The organism is Pseudomonas sp. B6(2017) (assembly GCF_002112765.1).
Taxonomy (GTDB): Bacteria; Pseudomonadota; Gammaproteobacteria; order Pseudomonadales; family Pseudomonadaceae; genus Aquipseudomonas; species Aquipseudomonas piscis.
Window position 1 is genome coordinate 1 of record NZ_NEIQ01000024.1, and the last position, 12,110, is coordinate 12,110.

Consider the following 12,110-nt stretch of genomic DNA (forward strand, 5'->3'; position numbering starts at 1 on the left):
CCTGAGATCCCAACCATCGAAACTATCGAGGACGACAATGGACTTCTCGCAGAGCAAGAAAACCTTCACTGAGCAGGATCGGAAAGCCAACGAGGCCCGGGAGTACCTGCGCCAGACCGACTGGCTGGTGGTACGCAAGCTGGAAACCGGCAAGGACGTCCCGGCAGATATCGCAGAGAAGCGTGCCGAGGCGCGCAGCTTGATCTAACTCAACAACACCCGTCCACACCCGCCAGCGAGCGGGTATTTTTTTGCCTGGAGAAAAATCCAATGCCACTCACAGAGCAGCAACTGCTGCAGATCCTTCCGAACGCCGGCCCTCGAGCCGGCGTTTTTGTTCCTGCACTCAATCGCGCAATGATGCGCTGGAAGATCGATAGCCGGATCCGCCAGGCAGCGTTCATCGCCCAGGTCGGGCATGAGTCTGGCCAGTTGCGCAGCCTCGTCGAGAACCTGAACTACAGCGCCGAGGCGTTGGCGCGAACCTGGCCCAACCGGTTCACCGCGGAGACCGCTGCCACCTGCGCTCGTCAGCCTGAGAAGATCGCCAACAAAGTGTATGGCGGCCGCATGGGCAATGGCCCGGAGGCTTCCGGTGACGGTTGGAGATTCCGCGGTCGAGGCCTACTGCAGGTCACTGGCCGGTCGAACTATGTCGCCGCCGGCGTAGGCCTGGGCCTGTCACTGGAGACCCAGCCCGAGCTACTCGAGCAACCAGAACAAGCCGCCCAGTCTGCCGCATGGTGGTGGTCAACCCATGGCCTGAACGAACTGGCCGACGCCGGCCGAATCCAGGACATCGGCAGCATTATCAACACTGGGCAGCCGGGCCGGGTGCCGAATGGCGCGGCTGATCGCAAGGCCCTTTATGAACTGGCGCTGAAGGTGTTGGCATGAACGCCCTAGTGCTGAAGGTTGGCGGAATTGCTCTGGCTGCCTTGCTGCTGGCCGGCCTGGAAGCCTGGGCTCTGTTCAGCGTCTACGGCCACGGCAAGGCAGTGAGGGATGCCGAATGGCAGGTGCGCTGGAGCAACCGGGACGCCGGCGACAAGCAAGCCTGGGCCATCGATGAGCGGGCAGAGCGCGACAAAGAGCAGGCCCGGCAGAACTCAATCAACAAGGCGGTGCAGGATGGACAACGGAAAATCGATAGCGCGGTCGCTGATGCTGTTACCGCTCGCTCTGCTGCTGATAGCCTGCAGCGGGCCGTCGACGATCTCACAGAGCGCCTCAAGCGTACGGCCAGCAGCAATTCCTGCACTGCCGCCGCAAGCGCGGCAGCAACCCGCACCGCCCTGGTGCTTGCCGAGCTGTTCAAGCGCGCTGACGCGCGAGCGGGAGACCTGGCAGCAGAGGCTGATCAGAGCCGGAGCAGGGGAGTGACGTGCGAGCAGGCCTATGATGCTCTGGTCAAACTATCCGGGCAGCGCCATGAAGCGAATCATTGAAGGAATGATAGAGGCGGGTGAGTCACTTATTCGCAAGGCCAACGAGAGCCTTCACACTTACAACAGCGCCCCTGCCGCCGGCGTCCGGGTAGAAGAGCTCGAGCGCCCCCGGTTGTCGCTAAAATTCGTTGCGTAATTCAAATCGATGCATTTCATCATCAAGGCCTGCGTACCTCCAGCCTACTGAGGAGAAGAATGCTGCCGCCACAGCATTCTGAGGTGAGACGAAAGCTACCCATCCGCTACAAGGAGGATGCCCAGGCCATTTGATGGTCTCGTATAAAGCGTTACGACCGAGGCCTTGCTTCTTGTAAGCAGGAGACACCGCGATATCTGTTATGCCATGCAGCTCATGAGGTGCGGGATGCCAGGCGCACCCTATAAGCGCCACTGGCTGGTTATCCTCAAGCGCTACAAGCTGAATGCCGTTGTCTTCACTCATTACGGCATCTAGCCATTCCCGGTCTAAAGGTCCCAGTTCTTGATTGAGTTGGGGGTCTTTGAACCAGTCTTGAATCCAGCCCCAATCCTCTTGTACAAGTCGCCTAAGTTGCATGGTGACGCTCCGTTGCTAGCCCCACGCATCGTACCATGAGGCAGCAAACGGAATTTGGTGGCAAGAAGGTTGAGCCAGAGATCTGGACTTTGCAAGTCCGACAGCTTAGAAGTCACGGCGCGTGCGGTGCTGGCAGAACTCCGACAGCGGATCGAATATGAGTGTGTGCTCGTTGCGGCCGTTGTAGCTTGCGAGTAATCAGCAGATGCTGATCAAAGCCGGGGAAGGGGGATGAATGACGTGCGAGCAGGCCTACGAGAGCTTGGCGAGATAGCGTGTAAGGCGCGGAGTGAAAGACTGAACCCTGTTCGTTGCTGTTAAGTCACAAAGATATCGGGAAATCGCCGGCGTGCCGCCGGATAAGAAGACGTGCAGAGGCCAAATCATCAGGCCTGGAAGTGTTGCTATACATTAAGCGTGGAGTGCTACTCAGCGAGGTCAAGCCCATGATTAATACGGCCCTGGTTGAATGGCGGTATCTATTGGCTATACAGGATATCGCTGAGGAATCTATCGATGATCGATACTGTCAACTGATCTCCACCGCCAATGAGATGTTGCGATTGGGGCTAGTTAATCGCTCTGAGTGGCACGCTCAGATTCAGCAGGCTGGAGATTGGTTGGTGGCCGCGATTGAGCGCGAGCAATCCTTGCTGGAAACTAAAGAACCTGCCGGCGCGAGCAAAATCCGATGATGGCCTGTGCAGTCATCATCCTTAAGGAGGGCGAGCTGCATCGTCGGCGCCGCGTTGTAGCGCCCCAAGGGCTGGCCACCTGGGCGCATTCCGCAATCGCTCTATATGCGTCAGGATCATCGATGTTCGTGTACTCGACGCCGTTGATTCGTTGACCCGTTATCACCAGGTCATGCATCCGGTCGTCAAGGTGGCGGCGCCATTGCGCCATCCTCTCGGCTTTCGCGCCTGGTGGGGGTAGGGGTTGATTCTTCATCGGATCAGACTACGTAACTGAGACTGTTTTTATGTGCAGTATCTGATATGTGGCGAGGTCGCGATTTGAGGCGATGAGATGTCGAGGCAGGAGGATTGGTGTATGGTCGACAGGATGCCAGAGGAAGGCAGGATTTTTGGTGCTATTTTTGCGTGGTTCTCACGCACCTGTAGATCTTAATGAGCATTCGATTGTAGCAAGCGCATAGGTCACAAGGCTTATGCCGTAGCTTTCGGACGGGACTACGTGCCTAGCTCTCTAACCATAGAAAAGGAGTTCTAATGGGTCTTTTTAGGCTATTTCTAGCGCTATTTGTCATAGCCGGACATTCGTTGGCTGAAGTGTTTGGCGTGATAGGAACTACATGGTCCGCCATGGCGGTATTTGTTTTTTTCGTTATCTCTGGCTTTTACATGGCCTTGGTAATGGACACAAAGTATAAAGATACACCTGTTAGCGCTTTCTACTTTAGTCGTGCCGCTAGGATATTCCCAACATACTGGCTTGCTGCAATATTTTCATTTGCATCCCTATATTATATGTTTGGTAGCATCTATTTTGTTCCATTTAAAAGTGTTTCTTTTCTAGATCAGGTTTTTATTTTATTTACTAACCTGTTTGTTTTTGGACAGGATCTCACGTATTTACTGTGCTTTCGAAACTTGACGGATAGCATCTGCTTGACAGAGGGTCAATATCTCCTTAATGCTCCAGGTTGGTCTATATCGGTTGAGCTTATTTTCTACCTCATTGCTCCGTTTTTTGTCAGAGGGTTGTGGAGAAGTGCGCTTCTTCTATGTATTGGTCTTGTTTATGTATTTGTTGTTAAGGAGTTAGGGGTTTCTGCTTTTCAGGAGTTTTTCAATAATCCTGGAATAAATGATGCCTCGATATATTACTATTTTTTCCCTGTATCATTCACATTTTTCGGTGCTGGTGCGTGCTCTTATTATGCCATCTATAAGGTGGGTGCTGGTAAGTCTCATATAACCACGCTTAACTATATATTTGGTGTTTTTGTTCTGTTCGCTGCATCTCAGGTTTTCACGCCAATGATTTCCTGGTGGTGGACTGCGCTTATTGCATTCATGGTTCCCGGATTGTTTTCAGCTACAAAATCCAATAAATACGATCGTATGATTGGGGAGCTTTCTTATCCGGTCTACATGTTCCATTTCCCCATTATGGTACTTTTCAGAACATATCAGATTGGGGTTGGGTCGATAGGTCTTGGCAACGCAGTAGCTATCGCATCTATCGCAGCAGGCATCCTTGTCTATGTAGCCGTTGACCGTCCTATAGATAAGTGGCGGCATGCCATGACACAGAGAAAAATTTTGGGAAAAAATATCGAGGTTTCTGCATAGCTGGAGAATTGTGTTCGTTCGGCAGGACGCCGGAGGCGGGGTGTAAATATCTAATTGCGGACCACGGTCGTTTTTGCGGACCAGAAACAACAAGGGCCTGCGAGAGGAAAACTCACGCAAGCCCTTGATTTATATGGTGCCCGAAGCCGGAATCGAACCGGCACGCCCTTACGAGCGGGGGATTTTAAGTCCCATGCGTCTACCAGTTTCGCCATTCGGGCGGTAGCGCGATAACGCGGCACTGGGGTCTTGAGTTGGCATTGCGCCAGCCAGTGCTTGAAACAGGGTGTGGAATATATACATCCACTCCTTGTGAAGCAAGGTCGAAACCGCCAAAAAGGCTTCTTCCGGCGCTTTGGAGGCACGAAAAAAACCGCGATAAATCATGGGGCTACGATTATTTTGGCTGGTTTTGCTTCAGCGCTGTCCTGGGTCCGGCTGCACCAGGTGCCGCCAGGGAAATACCTCGCGGGCGAAATGACTCACGTAGCCGCCTGTCGTGGCCTGGATCACCATGAACTGCAAAGCGGCACGCATCTGTTGCAAGGCTTGCAGTTGCGCAAGGCTCAGGCAGGTGTTGCGCAGCCGCAGTATCCGCAGCGAGTCCATGGCGGGGCTGGCGAACAGCTTTTCGTAGCTGGAAAACGCGGTGACGACACCGGCCTCGCGCCGCTGCGCCCAGGTCTGTTGCAGCTCGCTGGATTCGCTGAAGTCCAGGGTGGACAAGCCTGGCAAGTTGTTCGCTGCGGCCAGGTTGTCGATGAAGCCCTGGGTGTCGGAGCCAGCGCCAATGCGCAGCAGTTCCAGGTGTGACAGGTCCACCTGGAAGAAATCGCCATTGGGAGCGTTGGGCAAGGTCAGTTCGCTGAGGTAGGGCGCCTTGGCGACGAAGCGGGCGATCTCTCCGGCCTCTGCCATCATGCTGCCGGCCTTTTGCACCAGCGAGGTGTTGTGGTGCTCGGGGGCGGTGGGGCTGATCTCCAGGGACCTGAGCTGGGTAAAGATCACGGCGCTGTCCAGCAACGGAGTGAACTCCCATTCGCGGGTGCCGTTGGCGCCGGTGTCGGGGCCGCAGAACAGCAGCGAACTGATGACGCTGGCCACGGCCTGCTCGGCCAGGCACTCCAGGGTCCAGGCCAGGGGCTCGTCCCACAGTTCGCCATGGAACTCCACATGCAAGCCACCGCGCATGGGCGCCAGGGCCAGGTAGTTGTAGTCGCTGGTCCACAGCGGCGTGGTGAAGTCATCGGGATCGTCGTCGCGCTCGGCGGCCTGCTCTCGAGTGAACTGATGAATGCGCTGCTGCAGCGCCAGTAGCCGCTGGTAGCCTGGAGAGGACAAGGGATCGGACATCGGGAAAATCCACGGGTGGGGTAGGGGCAGGGCGCTCAAGGCGGATCGATGATAACAAACCCGCAGGGCGTCGCAGGCGGGGCGATCGGTACAGTTTTCCAACAAATAGAGCCTGTTGCCGGACTGTCGCGCAGGCTAGGATCGGCCCGCAAACCACACTTGGATCATGCGGGACGGAGCCGGAACATGTTGCAAGCACCACTGCCCCTGGCGGCATCGACGGGCCTGGACGCCAGGGAAATCACCCCGGCCGACGAAGCCGTGCTGCAGCGGTTCTTTGTCGCCAACCCAGGCTACTTCCATCTGGTGCATGGTTGCGCGCCGCAGCCGGACGAAGCCCGCAACGAGATCCAGGACAGCCTGCCCGAAGGCTGGAGTTTTACCCGCAAATGGAAGATCGGTTATTTCGACGATCAGGGCGAGCTGGTGGCTTTTGCCAGCCTGGTCAGCGATCTGCTGGCCCAGGGGATATGGCATATCGGCTTGTTCATGGTGGCGAGCTCCCACCAGGGCGGCGGCATCGCCGGGCAACTGCATGAACAGCTCGAAAGCTGGGCTGGTGAACAGGGCGCGCGCTGGCTACGGCTGGTGGTGGTGCAGGACAACCTGCGGGCCCAGGGCTTCTGGAGGCGATGCGGCTACGCCCAGGTGCGAACCCGGGACGATATCGAGCTGGGTCTGTTGCGCCATCAAGTGTCGATCATACTCAAGCCACTGGTGCCGAGCGATCTTGCCGATTACCTGGAACTGATGCCCCATGACCGGAGCGGTTCCATGGCGCCACCCAAGTCCAGGCCTGCACTAGATGAGTAAGCCGCCATGTCGATGAAACTGCCGTCCAGCATTGTCCGGTTCATCGGCGATGCTCAGCTGGTGCCCGATACCGTAGGCGAGTCGCCCTGTCGGGTGCAGAGCTTTCATCGTTCGGGGGAAGTGTTTTTCCTCAAGTCGTCACCGGCGATCTTCGCGCCCACCACCTACAGCGTATTGCGCGAGGCTCGGGTCCTGGACTGGCTGGCCGGGCGGCTGAAGGTCCCCGAGCTGGTACTGGTGGCGCAGGACCCTGGGCACGAGTTCATGATCACCCGCCAAGTGCCTGGAGTGCCGCTGTCCGAGTGGCTCGGCGAGCCAACGGTGGTGCTGGAGCTGTTCGTGCAGGCATTGCGCCAGGTACAGGCGGTGCCGGTGATGGATTGTCCATTGGATTCGGGTGTCGCGGTGCGCCTCGCGGAGCTGGACTACCTGCTGGCCAACGGACTGTGTGCTGCGGAGCATGATCTCGGGCAATGGGCGGGCCTGACCAGCGCCGAGGATCTACGGGATCGTTTGCATGGCAACAGGCCCCGGGAAGAGCGGCTGTTCTCCCATGGCGATCTGGGCGACAGCAATATCTTCGTCGATCAGCGCGGTGAACTGCATTTCATCGATCTCGGGCGCGGCGGCCTGGCCGATCCTTGGCTGGATATCGCCTTCGTCCACCGTGACCTGCGCGAACAGCTCGGCCCGCAGCTTGCCGATGAGTTCCTGGCCGGCCTGCCGCTGCCCGACCAGCCTGCCCGGCGTGAATACTTCGAACAGCTGGATGAGTTGTTCTAGGGCGGTCCATGGGCTGAACTAACAACGGTCCTGCCAGTCCCATGGGACGTCTTTATCTGTCTGGGGGAAACACCATGAAGAACCGTCTTGCACCGCTCTGCGCCGCTGTTCTGGCCTCGACCCTGCCGATGCTGGCCCACGCCGCGCAGCCACAGGTTGCAGAGCCCTCCTATCAGAGCCAGGTCGCTCGCTACCAGTGCGAAGGCAAGGTGCGTATCGACGCTGCCTACTTGAACATCGACAACGGTACTTCCTTCGCCACCCTCTACTACAAGGACCAGCTGATTCCGATGCACATCGCACGCTCGGCTTCCGGGGCCCTGTATGTGGCGGACGACGAGCAGAACAGCTTCCGCTGGCATACCAAGGGCAAGGGCGCCGTGCTGTCGTTCCTGGAGGCCGATCACACTGCCAAGGAGCAGGTCCTGCTCAAGGACTGCCAGGAACTGGACCCTCAGTAAGGGGTGTTCGGGAGGCAAAAAAATGCCCGCGGGAGAGCGCGGGCCAATACCTTAGTTGCTTGAATGAGCAAGGCGACTATACCGAGACCGAGCCGGGGCCTGGATGAAAGAAGTTTCATCCAGGCCCCGCTTCGTATTTGGTCGGCAAATGGCCGGCTGCTGCGGTAACTGTTCTAACCTCAAGAAGCGAAGCACAAATCCCTTCAGGAAGAGAGGTGGGCATGGCACTGCAACAGCAACGCCCTGGCGAGCACGAAAGCAACGAGGAGGTGGAGGAGCCCGAGGTCGAGCACTGGGAGCCGCCACCCCAGACCTGGAAGCATCCGGACGACGGCAAGAGCCTGTCGGAGCTGGATGAAGAACGTCCCCTGAGACCCTGAGCCACAGCCCCGCCATCGAGCGGGGTTGTGGTTCCTGGTGCCGGCTGCCTGCTCTGGTACCATCGCCGGCGTTGCCGTCCCGGGGTATCGGGACGGGTTGTTCGCTTAAGGGAGAAACCCATGATCGTCACCACCACCGCCCAGATCGAAGGCCGCGAAATCGCCGCTTACCTGGATATCGTCAGCTCGGAATCCGTCCAGGGCATCAACGTGGTCCGCGACCTGTTCGCCGGCATGCGCGACTTCTTCGGTGGGCGCTCCCAGACCCTCGAACGTGCCTTGCGCGAGGCCCGGGTCCAGGCCACTGACGAGATCAAGGATCGCGCGCGTCGGCTGGATGCCGATGCCGTGGTCGGTGTGGATTTCGAGATCAGCATGCCTTCAGGTCGCGGCGGCATGGTGGTGGTCTTCGCCACCGGCACTGCGGTCAAGCTCAAGTAACCGGTGGCGAGTCGGCGAGGTTCATCCGATCGGGGTGCACAATTCCACCAGGGTGCCATCCGGGCAACGGACGTAGGACACCGTCTGCCCCCAAGGCTTGGTGGTGGGTGCGGCCAGTTCCCGCGCACCGTGTTCCAGGGCCTTGGCGTGCGCCGCCTGGACATCCTCGGTGACCAGGCCCAGCTCCATGCCCAGGGGTTGCCGTGAGCTATGGGCGGCGACGTGGCCGTCCTGGAAGTTCATCTGCGCCAACTGGTGGTCGGCGAAGGCCAGGGCGGTGCTGCCGGTCTCCAGTTCCCCGTAGGTGCCGGACTCGTGGAGGAAGCGGCGCTTGAAGCCGAAGGCTTGCTCGAAGAACCGCAAGGAGTCTTCCACCTGCGGAACATAGATGATGGTGTAGCCGAACTGCATGGGTTGACGCTCCCTGTCACTGGATGAGAGGACGCGAATCTAGCACGAAGTCGCGCACTGCCTGTAACGCGTGAACTCATGCTTGGTGCTCCTGGAGCTGCCAGCCTTGGGCCGACCATTGCAGGGTATGGGTCACGGCCAGGGCCTGGAGAAAGTCCTGGTCATGGGAGGCCACCACCATGGCTCCGGGGAAGTCCCGCAGGGCCCGTTCGAAGGCTTGCACCGACTCCAGGTCCAGATGGTTGGTCGGTTCGTCGAGCAACAGCAGGCGTGCCGGGTTGCCATTCCACAGCGCCAGCGCCAGTGCGGCTTTCAAGCGTTCCCCACCACTGAGCAAGGCGCAGGGTTGCTGCACCCGCTGGGCGTCCAGTTGCAGGCGCGCCAGGCGAGTGCGCAGGGCGCTCTCTTCCAGAGGCAAGGTGACGCTGGCCAACTGCTCCAGCAGGGAGTGTCCAGGGTCCAGCTGCGCCAGGTGCTGGTCCAGGTAGGCGCTGGCCACTGCCACCCGACATTCGCCGCTCAGGGGTTGCAACTGGCCGGCGAGCATCTTCAGCAAGGTGGATTTGCCACAGCTATTGGGGCCGACCAGAGCGATGCGTGCCGGCCCGCTGACATTGCAGGTCAGGAAGGACGATGGCGCGCGGCTATCCAGCCAGGGCAGCTGTGCCTGTTGCAGGTTGAACACGCTCTGGCCCGCCGGCAGGGTGGTGGCGGGCAAGGTCAGCAGCGTCGGCTGTTCCGGGCCGACGCGGGCAAAGGCCTCGCGCACCTGGTCATCCAGGTTGTCCTTGTGCCCTTGGTGGGTGTGGCGCACCTTGCCCATGATGTCCCGGGCGGCGCCGAGCATCTTGGCCCGTTCGAAACCCGAGACATTGGCGGTCTTGGCGTACCGGCGCGATGCCGCGGCGTGGCGCTGGATGGTGTCGTGCTCCCGTTGCAGGCGCTTGTGCTCGCGACTGCGCTGGGTCCGCGCATGTTCCAGGGCCGCCTGGGCCGCTTCATGCTGCGCCTCGCGCTGGGCCTGGAACAGCTCGTAGTTGCCGCCGTAGACCTGTACCCCGTGGGGGCTGAGCTCGACGATACGCTGCACCTGCATCAGCAACTGGCGGTCGTGGCTGACCAGGATCAGCCCGCCACGCCATTGCTGCAATTGCTCGCTGAGCCAGCGCCGGCCGCTGCGATCCAGGTGGTTGCTGGGCTCGTCGAGCAACAGCAACTCGGCGGCGCTGAGCAGGGCGCCGACCAGCACCACCCGGGCCAGTTGCCCGCCACTGAGGACTGCGGCCGGATCGTCCGGCCCGACCTCCGGCAGGCCGGCAGCGTCCAGGGCCTGGCGCAGGCGTTCGGCCAGGTCCCAGCGCTCCTCCACCTGTTGCAGGTCTTCCAGGCTGGCGGTGCCGGCCGCCAAGCGCTCCAGCGCGCCCAGCGCCTCGGCGAGCCCGGCGACCTGGGCCACGCTCTGCCCAGGTTCGGGCCGCGGGTCCTGGGGCACGTAGGCCAGGTGGGCATTGCGCTGAATGCTGCCGGAAGTGGGTTGCAATTGGCCGGCGATCAAGCGCAGCAGCAGGGATTTGCCCATGCCGTTACGCCCGACGATGGCCGTTGGCTGGCGATCGAAAGTCAGGTTCAGGGCGTCAAGCAGGGTTTCGCCATTGGCGAATTGGTAAGTCAGCTGGTTCAGGGAAACCAGTGCGGGCAGCCGGGTGACGTGAGTCATCAGCACCTCCGGAAAATGCGCAAACAGGCCAACGAGCATGGAAGGGCTCGTCGCGGATACATTTCTGGAAGGCTTAGTTGTTCACGTTGGCAATCGCCCTTGGACGGCTAGGAAGGTGCGTAGCCTAGCGCCGGAAGATTCCGGCTGCCAAGCCTTAAATGTATGGGTTTTGTATTCAAGCCGGCGGCTTGGGCTGCCCAAGGTCTCGGAGAAAGCGTGCCAGGGCGGCTTCCTCGGCTTTCAGGCCCTGGCGTTTGCGCGAGCGTGGCAAGCGGGCCAGTTCACCTTGGGCGAAACCCTCCAGCAGCGCCGGATGGATGTAGCACTTGCGGCAGACCGCCGGGGTATTGCCCAGTTCGCAGGCCACTTGCTTGACGGTGGCCACCAGGTGTTTCCTGGCTTCCGAGTCCGGCTGCCATGGCAGGCGCCGCAGCAGCGCCAGGGCCAGAGCGCTACCGGCCCAGGTGCGGTAGTCCTTGGCGGTGAAGCTCATCCCGGTCAGTTGCTGCAGGTGCAGATTGATATCCGACGAACTCACCGAGTGCCGCTGGCCGTCTTCGTCCAGGTACTGGAACAGCTGCTGGCCGGGCAACTCCCGGCAGCGCTTGACCACTCGTGCCAGGCGCGGGTCCCGGACCGTGATCTGGTGCTCGACGCCGCTCTTGCCACGAAACTGGAAGTGAATGGCATTGCCGTTGACCTGGACATGGCGGTTACGCAGGGTAGTCAGCCCGTAGGAGCGATTGTCCCTGGCGTACTGGCTGTTGCCGACCCGGATCAGGCTTTCATCGAGCAAGGTGATGACCGTGGCCAGGACCTTGTCGCGGCTGAACCCGGGACTGGCCAGTTGCGCCTGCAGCTGGCGGCGCAGCCGGGGCAGGGCATTGCCGAACTGCAACAGCCGGGCGTACTTGTCGCTGTCGCGCACCTCGCGCCAACGTGGGTGGTAACGATACTGCTTGCGCCCGCGGGCATCACGCCCGGTGGCCTGCAAGTGGCCCTTGGGGTCGGCGCAGATCCATACCTGGGCGTAGGCCGGCGGGATCGCCAGGGCGTTGATCCGCTGGATCTCGGCTACGTCGGTGATGCGCTGGCCCTGGGCTTGGTAATAGGCGAACTTGCCTCGCAGCTTGCGCCGGCTGATCCCGGGCTGGCGGTCGTCGGTGTAGTGCAGGTCTGGGGGCAGGTCGGGAGTGTCCGGGGTAACGGGCATGGCAGCGGATCCTTCGAGCGGCGGGCCGATAGGGAATGGACCGCGCCGCCGCCCCGGGGTGCCGGATTTCTAACAGGCCGTTGAAAAACGTAGGCGAGGCAGCCAGCGCAAGGCGCAAACAGGCAAAAAAGGCGCAGATTACAAGTGGCAAATGAGCATTTTGACCGGGCTGGCGCACCCGCCTGTTTTCAACGCAGCGATGGCAACGCAGGTAGT

Annotated in this window: 15 protein-coding genes and 1 tRNA gene; 10 read left to right on the forward strand and 6 right to left on the reverse strand. The window is 60.1% G+C overall.

The window, feature by feature from the left end:
• Positions 1–37 precede the first annotated feature (37 nt).
• From CAG11_RS33885 to CAG11_RS29755, 3 genes are all read left to right on the forward strand, one after another.
• Positions 38–208 carry a hypothetical protein gene (locus CAG11_RS33885; RefSeq protein ID WP_177409160.1) on the forward strand — a complete coding sequence of 57 codons (171 nt, stop codon included), beginning with the start codon at positions 38–40 and terminating at the stop codon, positions 206–208.
• 62 nt (positions 209–270) lie between these two features.
• Complete coding sequence (locus tag CAG11_RS29750; protein ID WP_085599814.1) at positions 271–897, forward strand: glycoside hydrolase family 19 protein; 627 nt, start codon at positions 271–273, stop codon at positions 895–897.
• On the forward strand, positions 894–1,448 hold the full coding sequence (locus CAG11_RS29755; RefSeq protein ID WP_085599816.1) for a DUF2514 family protein: 555 nt from the start codon (positions 894–896) through the stop codon (positions 1,446–1,448). Before CAG11_RS29750 ends, CAG11_RS29755 begins: the two co-directional genes overlap by 4 nt.
• 118 nt (positions 1,449–1,566) lie before the next feature.
• Here CAG11_RS29755 and CAG11_RS29760 read toward each other — a convergent pair whose 3' ends face one another.
• On the reverse strand, positions 1,567–2,004 hold the full coding sequence (locus CAG11_RS29760; protein WP_085599818.1) for a GNAT family N-acetyltransferase: 438 nt from the start codon (positions 2,002–2,004) through the stop codon (positions 1,567–1,569).
• A 446-nt stretch (positions 2,005–2,450) separates the two neighbouring features.
• On the opposite strand from CAG11_RS29760, the gene CAG11_RS33705 reads away from it, so the two are divergent.
• The gene (locus tag CAG11_RS33705; protein ID WP_158091449.1) at positions 2,451–2,699 is read left to right on the forward strand and encodes a hypothetical protein; all 249 of its coding nucleotides are present in this window, start codon (positions 2,451–2,453) and stop codon (positions 2,697–2,699) included.
• 537 nt (positions 2,700–3,236) lie between these two features.
• The gene (locus CAG11_RS29775; RefSeq protein ID WP_085599824.1) at positions 3,237–4,322 is read left to right on the forward strand and encodes an acyltransferase; all 1,086 of its coding nucleotides are present in this window, start codon (positions 3,237–3,239) and stop codon (positions 4,320–4,322) included.
• Between the two features lie 134 nt (positions 4,323–4,456).
• Here CAG11_RS29775 and CAG11_RS29780 read toward each other — a convergent pair.
• Positions 4,457–4,543: transfer RNA gene (locus CAG11_RS29780), tRNA-Leu, on the reverse strand.
• A gap of 196 nt (positions 4,544–4,739) precedes the next feature.
• On the reverse strand, positions 4,740–5,675 hold the full coding sequence (locus CAG11_RS29785) for a hypothetical protein (protein WP_085599826.1): 936 nt from the start codon (positions 5,673–5,675) through the stop codon (positions 4,740–4,742).
• 186 nt (positions 5,676–5,861) lie between these two features.
• Between CAG11_RS29785 and CAG11_RS29790 the strand changes: the two genes are divergently transcribed.
• The 5 genes from CAG11_RS29790 (at position 5,862) to CAG11_RS29805 (ending at position 8,553) form a co-directional block, all read left to right on the forward strand.
• Positions 5,862–6,488, forward strand: coding sequence for a GNAT family N-acetyltransferase (locus CAG11_RS29790; RefSeq protein WP_256578760.1), 627 nt, complete (start codon positions 5,862–5,864; stop codon positions 6,486–6,488).
• Between the two features lie 6 nt (positions 6,489–6,494).
• Positions 6,495–7,271, forward strand: coding sequence for an APH(3') family aminoglycoside O-phosphotransferase (locus CAG11_RS29795; RefSeq protein ID WP_085599828.1), 777 nt, complete (start codon positions 6,495–6,497; stop codon positions 7,269–7,271).
• A 74-nt stretch (positions 7,272–7,345) separates the two neighbouring features.
• Positions 7,346–7,732, forward strand: a complete 387-nt coding sequence (locus CAG11_RS29800; protein ID WP_085599830.1) for an MliC family protein — start codon at positions 7,346–7,348, stop codon at positions 7,730–7,732.
• 221 nt (positions 7,733–7,953) lie between these two features.
• Positions 7,954–8,112, forward strand: a complete 159-nt coding sequence (locus CAG11_RS33890; RefSeq protein ID WP_177409191.1) for a hypothetical protein — start codon at positions 7,954–7,956, stop codon at positions 8,110–8,112.
• Positions 8,113–8,232: 120 nt separating this feature from the next.
• A complete protein-coding gene (locus CAG11_RS29805) occupies positions 8,233–8,553 on the forward strand; it encodes a YbjQ family protein (protein WP_022639133.1) in 321 nt (106 codons plus the stop codon).
• Between the two features lie 21 nt (positions 8,554–8,574).
• Here CAG11_RS29805 and CAG11_RS29810 read toward each other — a convergent pair whose 3' ends face one another.
• The 3 genes from CAG11_RS29810 to CAG11_RS29820 all read right to left on the reverse strand — a co-directional run bounded on the left by CAG11_RS29810 (position 8,575) and on the right by CAG11_RS29820 (position 11,894).
• Entirely contained in the window at positions 8,575–8,964 is a 390-nt protein-coding gene (locus CAG11_RS29810) for a VOC family protein (RefSeq protein WP_085599832.1), read from the reverse strand.
• A gap of 76 nt (positions 8,965–9,040) precedes the next feature.
• Positions 9,041–10,681 (reverse strand): ABC-F family ATP-binding cassette domain-containing protein, encoded by a 1,641-nt coding sequence (locus tag CAG11_RS29815; RefSeq protein ID WP_085599944.1) that lies wholly within the window; start codon positions 10,679–10,681, stop codon positions 9,041–9,043.
• Positions 10,682–10,856: 175 nt separating this feature from the next.
• Positions 10,857–11,894 (reverse strand): DNA topoisomerase IB, encoded by a 1,038-nt coding sequence (locus CAG11_RS29820; RefSeq protein WP_085599834.1) that lies wholly within the window; start codon positions 11,892–11,894, stop codon positions 10,857–10,859.
• Positions 11,895–12,110: the final 216 nt, after the last annotated feature.

Bases quoted from the DNA above. Each gene is read 5' to 3' on its own strand.
- CAG11_RS29800 (WP_085599830.1), top strand. From the start codon at position 7,346: ATGAAGAACCGTCTTGCACCGCTCTGCGCCGCTGTTCTGGCCTCGACC.
- CAG11_RS33885 (WP_177409160.1), top strand. From the start codon at position 38: ATGGACTTCTCGCAGAGCAAGAAAACCTTCACTGAGCAGGATCGGAAA.
- CAG11_RS29785 (WP_085599826.1), bottom strand. From the start codon at position 5,675: ATGTCCGATCCCTTGTCCTCTCCAGGCTACCAGCGGCTACTGGCGCTG.
- CAG11_RS29790 (WP_256578760.1), top strand. From the start codon at position 5,862: ATGTTGCAAGCACCACTGCCCCTGGCGGCATCGACGGGCCTGGACGCC.
- CAG11_RS29755 (WP_085599816.1), top strand. From the start codon at position 894: ATGAACGCCCTAGTGCTGAAGGTTGGCGGAATTGCTCTGGCTGCCTTG.
- CAG11_RS29750 (WP_085599814.1), top strand. From the start codon at position 271: ATGCCACTCACAGAGCAGCAACTGCTGCAGATCCTTCCGAACGCCGGC.
- CAG11_RS29775 (WP_085599824.1), top strand. From the start codon at position 3,237: ATGGGTCTTTTTAGGCTATTTCTAGCGCTATTTGTCATAGCCGGACAT.
- CAG11_RS29810 (WP_085599832.1), bottom strand. From the start codon at position 8,964: ATGCAGTTCGGCTACACCATCATCTATGTTCCGCAGGTGGAAGACTCC.
- CAG11_RS29805 (WP_022639133.1), top strand. From the start codon at position 8,233: ATGATCGTCACCACCACCGCCCAGATCGAAGGCCGCGAAATCGCCGCT.
- CAG11_RS29760 (WP_085599818.1), bottom strand. From the start codon at position 2,004: ATGCAACTTAGGCGACTTGTACAAGAGGATTGGGGCTGGATTCAAGAC.
- CAG11_RS29815 (WP_085599944.1), bottom strand. From the start codon at position 10,681: ATGACTCACGTCACCCGGCTGCCCGCACTGGTTTCCCTGAACCAGCTG.
- CAG11_RS33890 (WP_177409191.1), top strand. From the start codon at position 7,954: ATGGCACTGCAACAGCAACGCCCTGGCGAGCACGAAAGCAACGAGGAG.
- CAG11_RS29820 (WP_085599834.1), bottom strand. From the start codon at position 11,894: ATGCCCGTTACCCCGGACACTCCCGACCTGCCCCCAGACCTGCACTAC.
- CAG11_RS33705 (WP_158091449.1), top strand. From the start codon at position 2,451: ATGATTAATACGGCCCTGGTTGAATGGCGGTATCTATTGGCTATACAG.
- CAG11_RS29795 (WP_085599828.1), top strand. From the start codon at position 6,495: ATGTCGATGAAACTGCCGTCCAGCATTGTCCGGTTCATCGGCGATGCT.